Genomic DNA, 16,746 nt, shown 5'->3' with positions numbered 1-16,746 from the left:
ATTCCGGTGAATGGCAGAACGGCGGTCGATCACAGTGGCGAATACCTCAACCGCTGTCCGGGGTGTCACGGCGGTCGTACTCGGCGGCGGGATCGGCGAGCGGATGGGACTCAGCGTCCCCAAGCAGCTCCTCAAGGTCGCCGGGCGGACGATCCTGGAGCACACGGTCGCCGCGCTGGCCTCCTCGCCCCAGGTGGACGAGATCATCGTGATGATGACCGCCTCGCACCTCGCCGTGGCCGAGGAGCTCGCGGTGCCGGTCGGCCAGGGCAAGGTCGTCGCCGTGGTGGCCGGCGGGACGACCAGGAACGAGACCACCGAGCGCGCGATCGCGGAGGTCGGCCGACGGCTGGCGGCGGACGAGGACGACCGGATCCTGCTGTTCCACGACGCGGTCCGGCCGCTGCTGTCGCCCCGGGTGGTCACCGACTGCGTGGCCGCGCTGCAGCGCCACCAGGCCGTGGACGTGGCGATCCCCTCGGCGGACACCGTGGTGGTCACCCGTACCCACGGCGACGAGGGCGAGTTCATCACCGAGATCCCGGACCGCTCGCGGCTGCGCCGCGGCCAGACCCCGCAGGGCTTCTGGCTGTCGACCATCCGCAGGGCCTACGAGATCGCCTCGCTCGACCCGAACTTCCAGGCCACCGACGACTGCTCGGTGGTGCTCAAGTACCTGCCGGACGTGCCGATCCTGGTGGTCCGGGGCGACGACCACAATATGAAGGTCACCCACCCGCTCGACGTCTACCTGATCGACAAACTGTTCCAACTGGCCTCCCAGGAGCCGCCGCCCTCGCACGACGACGGCTACTACCGTGCGGCCCTCGAAGGCCGCACGGTCGTGGTGTTCGGCGGCTCCTACGGGATCGGCGCCGGGGTCGCCGAGCTGGCCGGGGGCTACGGCGCCAACGTCCTGGCGCTGGGCCGCTCCACCACCGGCACCGACGTGCGGAGCCCGCAGGACATCGAGGACGCCCTGGCCGAGGCCAAGAAGCGCTTCGGCGGGATCGACTTCGTGGTCAACTCCGCCGGTTCGCTGCAGATCGGGCAGCTCGCGGACCAGGACGACGAGCAGATCGACGAGGCGCTGGCGGTCAACTACCTGGCGCCGATCCGGATCGCCAGGGCCGCCCGCCCGTACCTCGCCGAGACCTGCGGCCACCTGCTCTTCTACACCTCCAGCAGCTACACCAGGGGCCGCGCCGGCTACAGCCTCTACTCCTCGGCCAAGGCCGCGGTGGTGAACCTGGCCCAGGCCCTGGCCGACGAGTGGGCCGAGGACGGAATCCGGGTCAACTGCATCAACCCCGAACGCACCAGGACGCCGATGCGGCAGCGCGCCTTCGGCGACGAACACCCCGGGACGCTGCTCAGCGCCGCCGCGGTGGCCCGTACCTCGCTGGACATGCTGCTCGCCCCGCTCACCGGCCAGGTCGTGGACATCCGGCTGCACCCCGCCGGTGTGCCTCGGGGCCTCACCGGCGCCGCCGCCGACGCCGCGCAGGCGGTCATGGCATGAAGCGCGGAATCCACGGGCGGCGGGACCACAGCCTGGTCCTGGGCCATCTGCTGCTGCCGGTGGCGGTCCTGCTCGACCGGCCCTGGCTGTTCCTGGGCGGCACCGTGCTGGCCGTCGGATCGGAGCTGCGGGGTGAGCGGCAGCCCAGCTGGCTCAGGCGAATGCTCCGCGACAACTTCCTCGGCATGGAGGTCAGAACCACCTTCAGGGAGATACTGCTGCTCCTGCTCCTGGTCCGGGCCTGGCCCGAGCGGCAGCTGCCGCCGGCGGTGGTCCTCTGCGTGTCCGCGTTCGTCCTGCGCCGACTGCTGCGGATGCCCAGCACCGCGGTGATGGGACGGCTCTGGCGGACCAGGAAGCTCGCGGTGGAGACCCGCAACATCGACGCGGCCGGCCTGCGCATCGGCAGGGGCCCGGCCAGGGAGCTCGGCCCGCTGGCGGTGCAGGTCAACCAGGTCTCCGGCTTCCTCGGGATCACCGGGCCACTGCTTGCCGCGGCCACCGGGGAGCACGTGCTCGCCCCCGCGGGCAGCGGCCTGATGCTGCTGCTGGCGGTCGGCTGGTGCTGCTACCTGGCGCCGGTCCTGCTGCGCAACCGGCGGATCGCCGGCCGCGAGGAGGCCCTGCGGCATGTGCAGAAGTGGATCGACGCCTACCGGCCGGAGACCATGCTGCACTTCGCCGGCACCCGCACCTCCGGCTACCAGTTGAACATGTGGCTGGAGACGCTGGCCCGGCTGGACGGTCGGACCATGATCCTGCTGAGCAACCGTCACACCATGGAGGAACTCGCGCCCACCAGCCTGCCGGTGGTCTGCATCCCGGTCGGCGCCGAGCTGATGAACCTGGACTGGTCCAGCGTCAAGGTCGTCTTCTATGCCGCCAACGTGGGCGCCAGCATCCAGACCATGCGGCTGCCCACGGCCAGGCACGTCTTCATCGGCCACGGCGACAGCGACAAGCTCGCCTCGGTGAACCCCTTCAGCCGGGTCTACGACGAGATCTGGACCGCGGGCCGGGCCGGGGTGGACCGCTACGCCCAGGCCCAGGTCGGCGTGCGGGAGGAGGCCCTGGTCGAGGTCGGCCGTCCGCAGCTCGGCCGGATCCAGCACGGCCCCCGCGGCGGCGGCGTCCGTACCGTCCTCTACGCGCCCACCTGGGAGAGCTGGACCGAGGACCCGGGCAACACCTCGCTCGGGGTGGCGGGTGAGAAGATCGTGGCCAAGCTGCTCGCCTCGCCCGAGCCGCTCCGGGTGCTCTACCGGCCGCACCCGTTCACCGGGCTGCGGGACCGCAGGATGGCCGCCGTCGACACCCGGATCCGCGGGCTGATCGCGCAGGCGAACGCCAAGGCCGCCGCAGGGACCTCGGCGGCGCCGACCGCCGGGCAGAAGGCGGCCCTGGCCGAACTGGCCGAGGTGCGGGCCGAGCTTGCCTCGATCCTCGGCGGCTGGCGCGGGGCCAAGGGCGACAGCGCCGACCGCACCCGGGACTGCAGGCTCACCCGGGCGCAGGAGGAGCGGGTCAACTGGCTGCACAACCGGCGGGGTGAACTGGTCTGGTCCGTCGGCCGGCCCGACGAGCACCGCCTGGTGATCGGCGAGGACTACGCGCTGTACGACTGCTTCAACGAGAGCGACGCGCTGGTCTCCGACATCTCCAGCGTGGTGTCCGACTTCATGGCCAGCGGCAGGCCCTACGCCATCACCGACGCGGCCGGACTCGGCGCGGAGGAGTTCCGGCTCCGCAACACGGCCGCGCGTGCGGCCGTCATCCTCACTCCGGACGCGGGCGGGCTCGATGCGCTGCTGGCCGCGCTGCGCGACCCGGCGGCCGACGAACTGGCCGAGCAGCGCGAGGAGCTGAAGTCGTACCTGCTGGGCCCCGAGGAACCCAGTTCGATGACGCGCTTTCAGATGGCGCTGGACGACCTGGTGGCCCGCAGGGCGCGGGGCCGGGTGCCCCGGCTCCGGGAGCCGGTCGAGGCCTCCGCCCTGAGGTGAAGGACGCCTCAGCAGGACCCCTGATGACGAGGGAGCAGTACCGAGAATGCCCGCCATGCCGCTCGCAGTCCGAACCGTCGTACGCGGACGGGACCGGCTGTCCCCACCGCGGCGGCTGGCCCTCACGGTGCTCGTCCTCTGCCAGGCGCTGTTCCTGGTCCACTGGGCCGCGTTCTGGCCCGCGCTCTACAGCCCGGACTCGTTCACCTACGTCTGGCAGGTCAGCACCGGGAACTGGGTGTCGGACCACTCCATCGCCTACGACTCCCTGGTCTGGCTGTCGCTGCGGGTCACCGGCAACCTCTGGCTGCTCACCCTGCTGCAGACGGTCTTCGCCTCGGTGCTGATGGCGGACACCGCCGTCTCGCTGCACCGGATCGGGGTACGGGCGCGCTGGACCGTGGCCGCCTCGGCGATCGTGGTGCTGCTGCCCTCGACCGGCACCTTCTTCGTCTTCGTCTGGAAGGACGTGCCCTACGTCCTCGGCGCGGTGCTGGTGTTCTCCGGCTGCGTCCGGCTGGCCGGCCTGGGCGCCGACCGGACCGTTGCCAGGCCCGCGCTGTGGCGGATCACGGTCGGCTTCGCCGCCGTCCTGGTGTTCCGCAACAACGGCTACCCGGCGATCGTGGTGGTGGTGGCCGGGATCCTGCTGCTGGTGCCCGGCGTCCGGCTGAGGATCCTGGTCGCGGGGGTGTCCACCACGCTGATCGCGCTGCTGCTGACGCTGGTCGTCTACCCTTCGGTCGGCGTGAGGCTGCCGCACAAGGACGCCGTGATCGGGCTCAACGTCGCCGACATCGCGGTCTCCTACAAGGAGTCGCCCAGCAGCTTCAGCTCGGCCGACCTCGCGGTGATGGAGGCGGTGGCCCCGCTGTCGCACTGGCGCGGACGGGCCGCGAACTGCTGGGACGCCGACTGGGCCATGGCGAAGCCGATGAACCGCCCGGCCGTGACCGCGAACAGCTCGGCACTGCTCTCGCTGTGGACCCGGGTGCTGCTGCGCACCCCGCAGGACATCGTCGGGGCCAGGCTGTGCCGGGCGCAGATCGCCTGGGGTGTGACCCAGGGGCCGGCCGCCCTGGCGGGCAGCACCAACGTCAAGGTGCCCTGGGTCACCCCGAGCATGATGCGCTGGACCTACGACCACGCGAACTGGTCGTACCACGGCACCCGCATCACCCAGAGCCCGTACTGGCGGGTGCTGCAGAAGCAGCACCCGCTCTCGGACCGGCTGAACCGCCTCGAACGCACGTACTCCACCCGCAGCACCGCGGTGTCGACGCAGTGGATCGTCTGGCGCGGGGCGATCTGGTGCTACCTCTGCTACGCCCTGGTGCTGCGGCTGGCCCGGGTCCGCCGCGGCAAGGTCTGGCTGGTACTGCTGCTGCCGACGCTGTCGCTGCAGCTCACCGTGATCGCGGCGAACCCGGCGCAGATCTGGCGGTACATGACCGGACCGCTGGTGATCGGCGTGCTCGCGCTCCCGCTCGCCACGCTCACCCGCTCCCGGGACCGGGCATTCGCCGAACGTCTGCCGCCCGCCCCGGGTGTCGAACACCACGCGCCGCCGGAACACGAGATTATCGCCGCAGGGCAGGCGGGCGGCTGACAGAGGGGGAGGCACCAGTGGACTGGCTGACACGACTGCCGGTGATCGGTCCGGTGGTCTCCTGGGTGCTGCGGACCCGGCCCTACCGGGTCTACCAGTACGTCAACGAGGTGGGCGGCAACCGGCTCGCCGGAGCGGTCACCTTCTTCGGCTTCCTGGCCCTGTTCCCGCTGCTCACCGTGGCGATGGCAGCCGCGGCGGCCAGCCTCAGCGCCGAGCAGGTGCGGCAGTTGCAGTCCGGCATCGAGAAGCAGGTCCCCGCGCTGGCGCAGTCGCTCGACCTCGACTCCCTGGTGCGCAACGCCGGGACGGTCGGACTGGTCAGCGGGGTGCTGCTGCTGGTCTCCGGGCTCGGCTGGGTGGACACCACCCGGGTCTCCATCCGCACGGTGTGGCGGCTGCCGATCGAGCCCGGCAACGCGGTGATCCGCAAGGTGCTGGACGTGGGTGTGCTGATCGGCCTGGGTCTGGTCGGGGCGGTCTCGATCGGCGCCTCCTCGGTCACCACCGCGCTGGCCGGACAGGCCGCCCGCTGGGCCGGGGTGGAGCACTCCGGCTGGGGCTCTGTGCTGCTCAGCGCGGCCGGCTATGTGATCGCGGTGGCCGCGGACACCCTGATATTCGCCTACCTGCTGGTCGGCCTGCCGCGGATCGCCGACCAGAGCAAACGGGTGGTGCTGCAGGGCGCGCTGCTGGGGGCGGTCGGCTTCGAGGTACTGAAGCTGGCCCTGTCCGCGTACCTCGGCAACGTCGCAGGCAAGAGCATGTACGGCGCGTTCGGTACGCCGGTGGCGCTGCTGCTGTGGATCGACTTCATCTTCCGGCTGCTGTTCTTCTGCGTCGCCTGGACCGCCTGCGCCGACCCTGACGCGGCGGCCGAGCGCGCCCGCCAACGCGCGGAAGAAGCCCTCACCGCCGCAGCGGCCCTGGCCGCCACCCTCCGCGGCACGCCTGCGGCAGCACCGGCGTCCATCTCCCTGTCCAAGCCCCCGCCTGCGGCGGGGCCCTCGGCGGTAGCCGCGCCCCCGCCCGCGGCGGCCGGTCGGGGCCGCCAGGCCCAACTCGCAGCAGCCTTCCTCTCCGGCGCAGCCGCCCTGGCGGCTCTCCGCCGCCTGCGCAAGCGGCTCCGCCGTTAGGTGCGGCTAGGGTGGCCTGCCACGGTGGGGCGGAGTGACAGGGGCGGGTGGATGGCGGAGCAGGGGCACGTGCTGGTCGTGGACGACGACGCGGCGATCAGGCGTTCGCTGGAGCGCGGCCTGCGCCTCAGCGGGTTCGCGGTGACCCTCGCCGAGGGCGGCCTCGCCGCCCTCACCGCACTGGAGCAGGCGCCGCCCGACGTCCTGGTGCTGGACGTGTCGATGCCCGACCTGTCCGGCACCGAGGTCTGCCGCAGGCTCCGCGCGGCGGGGGACGGCACGCCGGTGCTGATGCTGTCCGCCCTGGACCAGCTGGACGACCGGATAGCCGGCCTGCAGGCCGGCGCCGACGACTACCTGGTGAAACCCTTCGCCCTGCAGGAGCTGGTGCTGCGGCTGCACGCCCTGCTCCGCCGCAGGCCGCCCCGGGCGACGGAACTGCTCACCGTCGGCACGCTGACGGTGGATCCGGCGACCAGGGAGGTCGTCTACGGCGGGCAGTCGGTGGAACTGACCCGCCGTGAGTTCGAGCTGCTGGAGGCGCTGACCCGCAACGCCGGCCTGGTGCTCACCCGGGACCAGCTGCTGGACCGGGTCTGGGGGTACGACTTCGAGGTCCGCACCGATGTGGTGGACACCTTCGTCAGCTACCTCCGGCGCAAGCTGGAGGCAGGCGGCCGGCCCCGCCTGCTGCACACCGTCCGGGGCGTCGGCTTCGTGCTGCGCGGGGAGGAGCCCAAATGAGGCTGTCCACCAGGATCGCCCTGGTCACCGCCGCGATCGTGCCGGTGATGGTGCTGCTCGCCGGGCTGCTGCTGCTCGGCCTGGTGAACCGGGACCTGCACGCGGGCCAGGACGGACGGCTGCGCGACCGCGCGGCCTCCGCGCTGCCCTTCGCCAGGACCGCGCTGCGGGCCGCTGCGGCCGGGCGGACCCGGCAGGAGGCCAACCAGCAGCTCCGGCTGTCCGCCGCCGCCCTGGACGCGGGGGTGCGGCTCACCGCCGACGACGGCACCGTCCTGGTCGCCGAGGGCGCGCAGCCCGCCGACGGCGTGCCGCTGCCGGCCGGGGCCGCCGCCTCGGGCGGTCCGGTGACCTTCCGGGCCGGGGGAGTCGGCTGGCGGGTGCTGGCGCTGCCGGTCACCCGCGCGGCCGGGCAGCCGCCCGGCACCCTGTGGCTGTTCGCGCCGACGGCCGAGGTCGGCGCCGAGGTGGCATCGGTACGCCGCCGTATCGTCCTGGTCGCGCTGCTGGCCGCGCCGCTCGGCGGGCTGCTGGCCTTCGGCGTCGCCGAGCGCGCCGCCCGGCCGCTGCGCACCCTGCAGCGCCGTACCGGCGGGCTGGACCCGGACGACCCGGCCAGCAGGGTCAGCCTGGGCGGCCGGCCGACCGGGGTCGCCGAGGTGGACCAGCTGGCCCGGACACTGCAGTCGGTGCTGCAGCGCTACGACGCCCAGGCGGCCCGTACCGCGGAGGCGCTGGAGACCGCGCGGGCCTTCGCCGCCTCCGCCTCGCACGAGCTGCGGACCCCGCTGATGAGCATGCGCACCAATCTGGACGTGCTGGCCGACCATCCGGACCTCGGCCCGGCCGAGCGCGCCGAGGTGCTGGCGGATCTGCACACCGGGCACGCCAGGATGCTCGGGCTGCTCACCGCGCTGCGCTCGCTGGCCCAGGGCGATCTGGTGGAGGCGGACGCCTTCGGCGCTGTGGACCTCGCCGAACTGGTCGAGGCGGCGGTCGCCGACGCCCGGCGCCGGGCTCCGCAGGCCGTGCTGACGGTACGGTCGGCGCCTTCGCTCCGGCTCCGCGGCTGGGAGCCCGGGCTGCGGCTGGCGGTGGACAATCTGCTGGTCAACGCCCTGGTGCACGGAGGCGGCGGCGACCGGCCGCCTCAGGTCGCGGTGGAGCTGCGGACCGAGCGGGACCAGGTGGTGCTGACCGTGGACGACGCCGGGCCTGGCGTCCCGCCGGAGCTGCGCGAGACCGTGTTCGAACGCTTTCGGCGCGGCCGGGACAGCCCGGGGTCCGGGCTGGGGCTGACCCTGGTGGCCCAGCAGATCGCCCTGCACGGCGGCACCGTGCGGCTCACCGACACTCCGTCAGGACGGGGGACCAGGGCGGAGGTCCGGCTCCCGTCCGTCTCCCCGGCGACGCTGCGACCGCGCCGGGGCTGGCTCACCGCCGCCACATAGTTTCCACAAGGAAGCTTCCTACGCTCACCGCGGACGGGGCGTCAGCCGGACGCTCCGACGCTGTGTGAGGAGACCAGCCCATGCCTGTTCGCCGTACCGCCCTCGCCTCGGCCTGTGCCGGGCTCGCCGCCGCGGGCCTGCTGCTCGGGGCCGGGACCCCCGCCTCGGCCGCGAGCGCGGCGCCGAGCACCGCCCCGGCCCAGCGCCAGGCCGAGGCGGTCTGCACCCGCGCCCCCAAGGTCGACGCCCGGATCACCAGGGCACTGGCCCGGCTGCACGGGCCCGCCACCGAACGCGGCTCCATCGCCCGGCTGCAGAAGCGGGTGGACCTGGCGAAGGGGGCGGGCCAGACCGCGATCGGGACCTACCTCAACGACCGGCTGACCACCCGTCAGGCCATGGTCGGCACGCTGACCACCCGGCAGAGCGACCTCAAGGGCGTCGAGAGCTGGTGCGCCGCCAACCACCTCGGAGCGTCCTGATGACCCGTCGCAAGCTCGCGCCCCTGCTCGCCGCCTGCGCGCTGGCGGCCCTTGCCCTGACCGGCTGCTCCGGTCACCCCAGGGCCGCCGCCCCGAACGGGGTGTCCGCCGGCACGGTGCAGCAGATGCAGCAACAGGTCGACGCCGCCCAGAGCGCCGCGGACGCCGCCGACTCGGACGCCGCCACCGACCCGAGCCAATAGGAACCCCCTAGCGCAGCACCCGGCGGCGACGGCGGCGGGTGACCGCGACCGCCCCGGCCGCCGCGGCCAGCACCACCAGGCCGCCCGCGCCGGCCTCGGTCCAGCTGAGGCCGGCCACGCCGGAGGTGCTGGCGGCGTTCAGCGGGCCGCCGGGGGCCGCGCCGGTCGGCGCCGGGGCCGCCGAGGTCGGGGCCGGGGTGGCGGCGACCGGGTCCAGGCTGCCCACCGGGGTGACCCGGCCCTCGGCCGCGAAGCCCCAGTCCAGCAGCTCGCCGGCCTCGGTGTAGACCGAGTTCAGCTCCTTGCTCTGCGGGTTCATGACGGTGACCAGGACGGTGTGGCCGTTCCGCTTCGCAGCCACCACCAGGGTGTTCCCGGCGTTGGTGGTGTAGCCGTTCTTGACGCCGATCAGCCCGGCGTAGCGCGGCACCCCGTTGAACCCGCCGAGCATCCGGTCGGTGTTGTCGATCTCGAAGGGCTTGCCCTTGGTGTTCGGGCCGCCGGGGAACTCCGACTTGACGGTGGAGCAGTAGCGGGCGAAGTCGGGGTTCTTGAGGCCCTCCCTGGCGAACAGGCTCAGGTCGTACGCCGAGGAGAGCTGCCCCGGCATGTCGTAGCCGTCCGGGGACACCACATGGGTGTCGCCGGCGCCCAGCTTCACCGCCTCGGCCTGCATCTCGGTGACCGTGGCGGCGACGCCGCCGTTCATCGAGGCGAGCACATGCACGGCGTCGTTGCCGGAGCGCAGGAACACTCCCAGCCACAGGTCGGTGACCTTGTAGGTCTTGCCGGGCAGCACCCCGACCAGGCTGCTGCCCGCGCCCATCCCGGCCAGGTCCGAGGCCGCCACCTTGTGGGTGCCCGCGGTGGGGATCTTCGGCAGCACGGTGTCCGCGAACAGGGTCTTCAGGGTGCTCGCCGGGGGCAGTTGCCAGTGCGGGTTCTTGGCCGCGAGCACCTCGCCGCTGTCCAGGTCCGAGACGATCCAGGACAGCGCGGACAGCTTGGGCGGCACCGCGGGCGCACCGGCCTGCGGTTCCACCTGCAGCCCCGGCAGGCCCAGCCGGGCGCCGCCCGCCTCCGACATCCGCGCGGGCGGCTGCGGGACCTTGTCGCCCTTGTGGGCGGCGGGTGCGGCAGCGGCGGCGGGGCCCGCCAGGGCCAGCCCCGCGGTCAGCGCGAGGGCGGCGGCGGTGGCGGTCCGGAGAGGGCGGCGGGGTTCGAAGTGCACCGGTAGACCGTACCCAATCGAAACAGCCGTACGAACCACTCCCGGGTAAGAACGCCCGGATGCCGCCCCGGTGCGCGGGTGCCGCATGCAGGTGTTCTATAACTGGCACACAAGATCCTGACAGGTAGTGCAGGATCTTCACAACGGGAGCAACATGCGCATCTCCATAGCGGCCCCGGCCCTCGCCGGCGCCCTGGTGCTCGGTGCCGTCGCCGTGCCGACCGCCGCCTTCGCGGCGACGGCCAAGCCGGTCATCACCAAGATCGCCTCACCCTCGTTCACCCTCGGCCTGCACGGGAGGATCACCCTCGGGGTGACCGTCACGGCCAAGGACGCCAAGGGCATCAAGGCCATCTACGCCGAGCCCTACCCGCTCGCCCTCTCCAAGCAGGAGCACGCGGTCCCCACCCTCGCGGACCTCAGGGCGGACGCCTCCGACGACCTGCTGAAGGTGAAGTCCCACACCGCCACCACGCAGACGGCGGGGATCAGCGAGACCGAGAACATCACCAAGCCGTCCCAGCTGCCGCCGAACCTGCTGGCGGGCACCTGGGGCGTCGCGGTCCTGGTCGTGGCCAACGACGGCAGCAGCACCTTCAACGCGCAGGCGACCACCTTCAACTGGAAGCGTGCCGACACCCTGAGCTCCAAGGTCTCCGCGACCCGGGTGCACAAGGGCGGCAAGCTGACGGTCACCGGCCGGCTCAACCGGGTCAACTGGGACAAGCGCGTCTACCAGGGCTACGGCGCGCAGACCGCGCGGCTGGAGTTCCGGAAGACCGGCGCCAAGACCTGGACCACGGTCAAGCTGGTCAAGTCCAGCAGGACCGGCGCGCTGAGCGCCACCGTCAAGGACAGCACCAGCGGCAGCTGGCGCTACGTCTACGGCGGCAACAGCACCAGCGGTGCCGCCTCCTCGGCCCAGACCTGGGTCGGCCTGAAGTAGTCCGCACGCAACGCAGAAGGCCGGCCGCTCGGAGGAGCGGCCGGCCTTTCGCTGTGCCGGGTTCTAGAAGCGGCGGGTGACCAGCGCCCGCTTCACTTCCTGGATCGCCTTGGTGACCTCGATGCCGCGCGGGCAGGCGTCGGTGCAGTTGAACGTGGTGCGGCAGCGCCACACCCCGTCCCGGTCGTTGAGGATCTCGAGCCGCTGCTCGGCGCCCTCGTCACGCGAGTCGAAGATGAACCGGTGCGCGTTGACGATGGCGGCCGGGCCGAAGTACTGGCCGTCGTTCCAGAACACCGGGCAGGACGTGGTGCAGGCGGCGCAGAGGATGCACTTGGTGGTGTCCTCGAAGCGCTGCACGTCCTCCTCGGACTGGATCCGCTCGCGGGTGGGCTCGTTCCCCTTGGTGATCAGGAACGGCATCACGTCGCGGTAGGCCTGGAAGAACGGGTCCATGTCCACGACCAGGTCCTTCAGGACCGTGAGGCCCTTGATGGGCTCGATCGTGATCGGCTTGGCCGGGTTGACGTCCTTGATCAGGGTCTTGCAGGCCAGCCGGTTCTTGCCGTTGATCCGCATGGCGTCCGAGCCGCAGACCCCGTGGGCGCAGGAGCGACGGTACGTCAGGGTGCCGTCCTGCTCCCACTTGACCGTGTTGATCGCGTCCAGGACGCGGATCTTCGGGTCCACGGTGAGCTGGTAGTCCACCCACACCGCGTCGGGGTGCTCCTCCGGGTTGAACCGGCGGATCCGCAGGGTGATGGTGATCAGCTCGACCTTGCCGGACTCGGCCGCGTCCAGACCGGCGGAGTGGTGCGCGGAGGTGCTCTCGATCGTGGGGGTGCTCATCAGTACTTACGCTCCATCGGCTGGTAGCGGGTCACCACGACCGGCTTGTAGTCCAGGCGGATGCTGTCCTTGCCGTCGGCGTCCACCTCGCGGTACGCCATGGTGTGCTGCATGAAGTTGACGTCGTCGCGGGTCGGGTAGTCCTCGCGGAAGTGGCCGCCGCGCGACTCCTTCCGGGCGAGCCCGGACACCGCGGTGACCTCGGCCAGGTCGAGCAGGTTGCCCAGCTCCACGGCCTCGAGCAGGTCGGTGTTGTAGCGCTTGCCCTTGTCCATCACCGAGATGTGCTTGTAGCGCTCCTTCAGCGCGGCGATGTCCGCCACCGCCTGCTTCAGGGTCGACTCGGTGCGGTAGACCATCGAGTTGGTGTCCATGGTCTGCTGCAGCTCGCTGCGGATGTCCGAGACCCGCTCGGTGCCGTTGCCGCTGCGGATCCGCTCCAGCTGGGCCACCACCTGGGCGGCCGGGTCCTCGGGCAGCTCGACGTACTCGGCGGTCTGCGAGTAGTCCGCGGCGGCGATGCCGGCCCGGCGGCCGAAGACGTTGATGTCCAGCAGCGAGTTGGTGCCGAGGCGGTTGGCGCCGTGCACCGACACGCAGGCCACCTCGCCGGCCGCGTACAGGCCCGGCACCACGGTGGTGTTGTCGAGCAGCACCTCGCCCTGGACGTTGGTGGGGATGCCGCCCATGGCGTAGTGCGCGGTGGGCTGGATCGGGATCGGGTCGGTGTAGGGCTCGATGCCGAGGTAGGTCCGGGCGAACTCGGTGATGTCCGGGAGCTTGGCGTCCAGCTGCTCCGGCGGCAGGTGGGTCAGGTCCAGGTACACGTGGTCGCCGTCCAGGCCGCAGCCGCGGCCCTCGCGGATCTCGGTGTAGATGGCCCGGGAGACCACGTCGCGGGAGGCGAGGTCCTTCATCACCGGCGCGTACTTCTCCATGAAGCGCTCGCCGTCCTTGTTGCGGAGGATGCCGCCCTCACCGCGGGCGCCCTCCGTCAGCAGGATGCCCATCCGCCAGATGCCCGTCGGGTGGAACTGGAAGAACTCCATGTCCTCAAGCGGCAGCCCGCGCCGGAAGGCGGCGGCCTGGCCGTCACCGGTCAGCGTGTGCGCGTTGGAGGTCACCTTGAAGAACTTGCCGTTGCCGCCCGAGGCGAAGATCACGGCCTTCGCCTGGAAGACGTGGATCTCACCGGTGGCCAGCTCGTAGGCGACCACGCCGGCGGTCCGCTTGACCCCGTCGACCTCGGCCAGCAGCAGGTCCAGGACGTAGAACTCGTTGAAGAACTCCACACCCTCCTTGACGCAGTTCTGATAGAGCGTCTGCAGGATCATGTGGCCGGTGCGGTCCGCGGCGTAGCAGGAGCGGCGGACGGCCGCCTTGCCGTGGTCGCGGGTGTGGCCGCCGAAGCGGCGCTGGTCGATCCTGCCCTCGGGGGTGCGGTTGAACGGGAGGCCCATCTTCTCCAGGTCGAGGACCGCGTCGATGGCCTCCTTCGCCAGGATCTCGGCGGCGTCCTGGTCGACCAGGTAGTCACCGCCCTTGACGGTGTCGAAGGTGTGCCACTCCCAGTTGTCCTCCTCGACGTTGGCGAGGGCGGCGGCCATGCCGCCCTGGGCCGCGCCGGTGTGGGACCGGGTGGGGTAGAGCTTGGTCAGCACGGCGGTGCGGCTGCGCTTGGTCGACTCGATGGCCGCGCGCATTCCGGCGCCGCCGGCGCCGACGATGACGGTGTCGTACTTGTGTACCTGCATGTCAGTGCTGCCTCGTCCGTCCGCGTCAGCTGATGTTCGGGTCGAAGGTGAAGATCACCAGGGTGCCCAGCAGCACGGTGAACACCGTGGCGGTCACCAGCAGGACCTTCAACCAGAGCCGGGTGGTGTCGCGCTCGGCGTAGTCGTTGATGACCGTGCGCATGCCGTTGGCGCCGTGGAGCATGGCCAGCCACAGCATCAGCAGGTCCCAGCCCTGCCAGAACGGGGAGGCCCAGCGGCCCGCCACGAAGGCGAAGCTGATCTTGCTGACACCGCCGTCCAGCACCAGTTGGATGATCAGGTGACCCAGCACCAGGAACACCAGGACGATGCCGGACAGGCGCATGAACAGCCAGGCCAGCATCTCGAAGTTGGTCCGGGACTTGCGTCCGTTGTTGCGCTTGGTACGGGTCCGCGGCGGCTCGATCAGGAAGGCCGAGGGGTCCGCGACCGGACCGCCGTCCACGAGCTCGATGCTGTCGGTCTCGATTGCCATCTCTCGCCTCACCCGAACCAGTCGCGAAGGGTCGCCTGCAGGATCGGGTAGAAGGCACCCGCCATGCAGAGCACCCACACCGTCACCACGGTCCACAGCATCTGCCGCTGGTACTTCGGACCCCTCGCCCAGAAGTCCACCGCGATGACCCGGAGGCCGTTCAGCGCGTGGAACAGGATGGCGGCGGTGAGGCCGTACTCCATCAGGTTGACGGGCCAGGTCTTGTACGTCGCGATGGTGCTGTTGTAGGCCTGTGGGGAGACCCGGACAAGAGCGGTGTCGAGGACGTGGGCGAACAGGAAGAAGAAGATGAGGACGCCGGTGACTCGATGAGCCACCCACGACCACATGCCTTCCCGGCCGCGGTACAGCGTTCCAGCCGGCACGGAACAACCCTCCGGAAGCGGGGCGGGGGCTCGTCCGGCGTCAGCGTCGGTCGGCCCGGCCGGGTTATGGTCCACCGGCCCCGGCCATCGTAGCCACGCCGGAGGGCACTCAGCCCGCCGGGGGTCCACCGGATGATCAAACAGCCCTGCCCGGCGTAATCACCGGAGCTCCTGTACAGCCCTCCTGTCCAGGACCAGGTCAGCGGATGTGGGGGAGATCACCCCGGCCGTCTCACGTCGCCGCCGAGGCGTGAGACGCGACCAGGTGCTCCAGCCGGCTGAGGGCGATCCGGCGCAGTTCCTCGGCCGCGGTGCTGCGCTCCTCGTCCGGGTCGTTGCCGAGCCGGGCCCGCAGGCTCGCCAGCACCCGGTCCAGCATCTCCTCCGGCGGGCAGTCGTCCAGGAAGACCACGAACACATGGCCGAAACGCGCCTCGTAGGCGGCGTGCGCCGCCCGCAGCGCGGTGTGCGCGGCGTTGCTGCCGGGCGCCCGCATCCCCAGCAGCGGCTGCGGCATGCAGCTCTCGTCCGCCAGAGCCTCCGTCAGATCGGCGAAGGACAGGTCGTAGGAGGCCTCACTGGCCGCGGCCAGCAGCGAGGGGACGGTGGGGTAGGGGCGGTGCAGCGCCAGCCGCAGGGCCCAGCGGCGGCTGCCGCAGCAGGCCAGCAGGGCCTCCTCGGCGGCACCGAGGGAGGCGTCGTTGAAGCGTCGCAGGCCCGATGCGCCGGTTGTACGCACCTGCGCCGGAATGTCACTGGTCAGCGGGTCCTCCTCGGTCGAGCATGTAAGGGCAGGCTCGCGCGGTTGTGAGGCTATCGGGAGTTCACCGAGGCGCTCCGGGGGTTGTGTGGAGGCTGCGACGGCGTGGTGACAGTTCCGGTTCCACGGGTTTCCAAGGGCAGGCAGGTCCCGCAGGAGTGAACACGGGCTCAGAGACCTTGCGGCACAAGGCACGTGCCAGTCTCGGGGTCCGTCCCCCCCCGGGATAAGCATTCACTCGAATTGGCTATCAAGTCGAGACCCTTACCGCCGAATGACGTGACGGTTTCGACAAGGCGTTGGTTCAGTGCTCCCGGTGCACCTTGTGCGCGGCGGCCTGGGCCCGCGGGCGCAGCACCAGCAGGTCGACGTTCACATGGGCCGGACGGGTGACCGCCCAGGCGATGCTGTCGGCCACGTCCTCCGCCGTCAGCGGTTCGGCCACCCCGGCGTAGACCTTGGCGGCCTTCTCGGCGTCGCCGTCGAAGCGGGTGAGCGCGAACTCGTCGGTCCTGACCATGCCGGGGGCGATCTCGATCACCCGGATCGGCTCGGCGACCAGCTCCAGCCGGAGCGTCCCGGCGATGGCGTGCGCCCCGGCCTTGGCCGCGACATAACCGCCGCCGCCCTCGTAGGGGACGAAGGCCGCGGTGGAGGAGAGCACCAGCACGGTGCCCTCCCCGCTCGCCCGCAGCGCGGGCAGCAGCGCCTGGGTGACGTGCAGCACGCCCATCACATTGACCTGGTACATGTCGAGCCAGTCGGCCGGGTCGCCGGCCTCCACGCTGTCCGCGCCGAAGGCCCCGCCGGCGTTGTTGACCAGCACGTCCACCCGGTCCAGCGAGGCCGCGAAGGCGTCCACCGCGGCCCGGTCGGTGACGTCCAGCGGGTGGGCGGTCGCGGCCGGGCCGATCTCCTTGGCCAGCGCCTCGATCCGGTCGGCCCGGCGGGCGGCCAGCACCACCCGGTACCCCTCGGCGGCGAGCCGCCGCGCGGTCGCCGCCCCGATGCCGCTGCTCGCCCCGGTGACCACGGCGACCCTGTTGCTGGACTGACCTGTCATGACCCGCGCTCCGTCCGCTCTCGGCTCCCTGCCGGGATCATCGTAGGCGTGTGCCGTGACCCCGCGGGCAGGCGCTCGTTGAGGGGTTGTCCGGACCCTGCCGGGAGGGAG

At 71.7% G+C, this 16,746-nt stretch carries 16 protein-coding genes; 9 read left to right on the top strand and 7 right to left on the bottom strand.

Going from position 1 to position 16,746, the window contains the following annotated elements:
• Positions 1-10 precede the first annotated feature (10 nt).
• The 8 genes from ACEZDG_RS06970 to ACEZDG_RS06935 all read left to right on the top strand — a co-directional run bounded on the left by ACEZDG_RS06970 (position 11) and on the right by ACEZDG_RS06935 (position 9,150).
• Positions 11-1,522: an SDR family NAD(P)-dependent oxidoreductase gene (locus ACEZDG_RS06970; protein ID WP_380504004.1), complete on the top strand. Its 1,512-nt coding sequence runs from the start codon at positions 11-13 to the stop codon at positions 1,520-1,522.
• Entirely contained in the window at positions 1,519-3,525 is a 2,007-nt protein-coding gene (locus tag ACEZDG_RS06965) for a hypothetical protein (RefSeq protein ID WP_380504001.1), read from the top strand. The genes ACEZDG_RS06970 and ACEZDG_RS06965 overlap by 4 nt, the downstream gene beginning before the upstream one ends.
• Before the next feature lie 55 nt (positions 3,526-3,580).
• Complete coding sequence (locus ACEZDG_RS06960; RefSeq protein WP_380503999.1) at positions 3,581-5,134, top strand: hypothetical protein; 1,554 nt, start codon at positions 3,581-3,583, stop codon at positions 5,132-5,134.
• Positions 5,135-5,151: 17 nt separating this feature from the next.
• Positions 5,152-6,270, top strand: a complete 1,119-nt coding sequence (locus ACEZDG_RS06955) for a YihY/virulence factor BrkB family protein (RefSeq protein WP_380503997.1) — start codon at positions 5,152-5,154, stop codon at positions 6,268-6,270.
• Positions 6,271-6,321: 51 nt separating this feature from the next.
• Positions 6,322-7,014, top strand: a complete 693-nt coding sequence (locus tag ACEZDG_RS06950) for a response regulator transcription factor (RefSeq protein WP_380503994.1) — start codon at positions 6,322-6,324, stop codon at positions 7,012-7,014.
• On the top strand, positions 7,011-8,465 hold the full coding sequence (locus tag ACEZDG_RS06945) for a sensor histidine kinase (protein WP_380503992.1): 1,455 nt from the start codon (positions 7,011-7,013) through the stop codon (positions 8,463-8,465). The genes ACEZDG_RS06950 and ACEZDG_RS06945 overlap by 4 nt, the downstream gene beginning before the upstream one ends.
• Before the next feature lie 80 nt (positions 8,466-8,545).
• A complete protein-coding gene (locus tag ACEZDG_RS06940; RefSeq protein WP_380503990.1) occupies positions 8,546-8,947 on the top strand; it encodes a hypothetical protein in 402 nt (133 codons plus the stop codon).
• A complete protein-coding gene (locus ACEZDG_RS06935) occupies positions 8,947-9,150 on the top strand; it encodes a hypothetical protein (RefSeq protein ID WP_380503987.1) in 204 nt (67 codons plus the stop codon). The genes ACEZDG_RS06940 and ACEZDG_RS06935 overlap by 1 nt, the downstream gene beginning before the upstream one ends.
• Before the next feature lie 7 nt (positions 9,151-9,157).
• On the opposite strand, the gene ACEZDG_RS06930 is transcribed toward ACEZDG_RS06935, so the two are convergent.
• Positions 9,158-10,381, bottom strand: a complete 1,224-nt coding sequence (locus ACEZDG_RS06930; RefSeq protein WP_380503984.1) for a D-alanyl-D-alanine carboxypeptidase family protein — start codon at positions 10,379-10,381, stop codon at positions 9,158-9,160.
• A gap of 154 nt (positions 10,382-10,535) precedes the next feature.
• Here ACEZDG_RS06930 and ACEZDG_RS06925 point away from each other — a divergent pair, with 154 nt between their 5' ends.
• A complete protein-coding gene (locus ACEZDG_RS06925) occupies positions 10,536-11,327 on the top strand; it encodes a hypothetical protein (RefSeq protein WP_380503981.1) in 792 nt (263 codons plus the stop codon).
• A 63-nt stretch (positions 11,328-11,390) separates the two neighbouring features.
• Here ACEZDG_RS06925 and ACEZDG_RS06920 read toward each other — a convergent pair whose 3' ends face one another.
• From ACEZDG_RS06920 to ACEZDG_RS06895, 6 genes are all read right to left on the bottom strand, one after another.
• The gene (locus tag ACEZDG_RS06920; RefSeq protein WP_380503979.1) at positions 11,391-12,176 is read right to left on the bottom strand and encodes a succinate dehydrogenase iron-sulfur subunit; all 786 of its coding nucleotides are present in this window, start codon (positions 12,174-12,176) and stop codon (positions 11,391-11,393) included.
• Positions 12,176-13,930: a succinate dehydrogenase flavoprotein subunit gene (sdhA, locus tag ACEZDG_RS06915; protein ID WP_380503976.1), complete on the bottom strand. Its 1,755-nt coding sequence runs from the start codon at positions 13,928-13,930 to the stop codon at positions 12,176-12,178. Before sdhA ends, ACEZDG_RS06920 begins: the two co-directional genes overlap by 1 nt.
• Positions 13,931-13,955: 25 nt before the next feature.
• On the bottom strand, positions 13,956-14,426 hold the full coding sequence (locus tag ACEZDG_RS06910; protein ID WP_380503973.1) for a succinate dehydrogenase hydrophobic membrane anchor subunit: 471 nt from the start codon (positions 14,424-14,426) through the stop codon (positions 13,956-13,958).
• 8 nt (positions 14,427-14,434) lie between these two features.
• On the bottom strand, positions 14,435-14,812 hold the full coding sequence (gene sdhC / locus ACEZDG_RS06905) for a succinate dehydrogenase, cytochrome b556 subunit (protein WP_380503970.1): 378 nt from the start codon (positions 14,810-14,812) through the stop codon (positions 14,435-14,437).
• A gap of 232 nt (positions 14,813-15,044) precedes the next feature.
• Positions 15,045-15,551 (bottom strand): 2-oxo-4-hydroxy-4-carboxy-5-ureidoimidazoline decarboxylase, encoded by a 507-nt coding sequence (locus tag ACEZDG_RS06900; protein ID WP_380503967.1) that lies wholly within the window; start codon positions 15,549-15,551, stop codon positions 15,045-15,047.
• A gap of 325 nt (positions 15,552-15,876) precedes the next feature.
• Positions 15,877-16,635: an SDR family NAD(P)-dependent oxidoreductase gene (locus ACEZDG_RS06895; protein WP_380503964.1), complete on the bottom strand. Its 759-nt coding sequence runs from the start codon at positions 16,633-16,635 to the stop codon at positions 15,877-15,879.
• Positions 16,636-16,746: the final 111 nt, after the last annotated feature.

Source organism: Streptacidiphilus alkalitolerans, assembly GCF_042511045.1.
GTDB lineage: Bacteria > Actinomycetota > Actinomycetes > Streptomycetales > Streptomycetaceae > Streptacidiphilus > Streptacidiphilus alkalitolerans.
The sequence above is the reverse complement of the archived record's forward strand: the minus strand, read 5'-3'. Positions and strand labels throughout refer to the sequence as shown.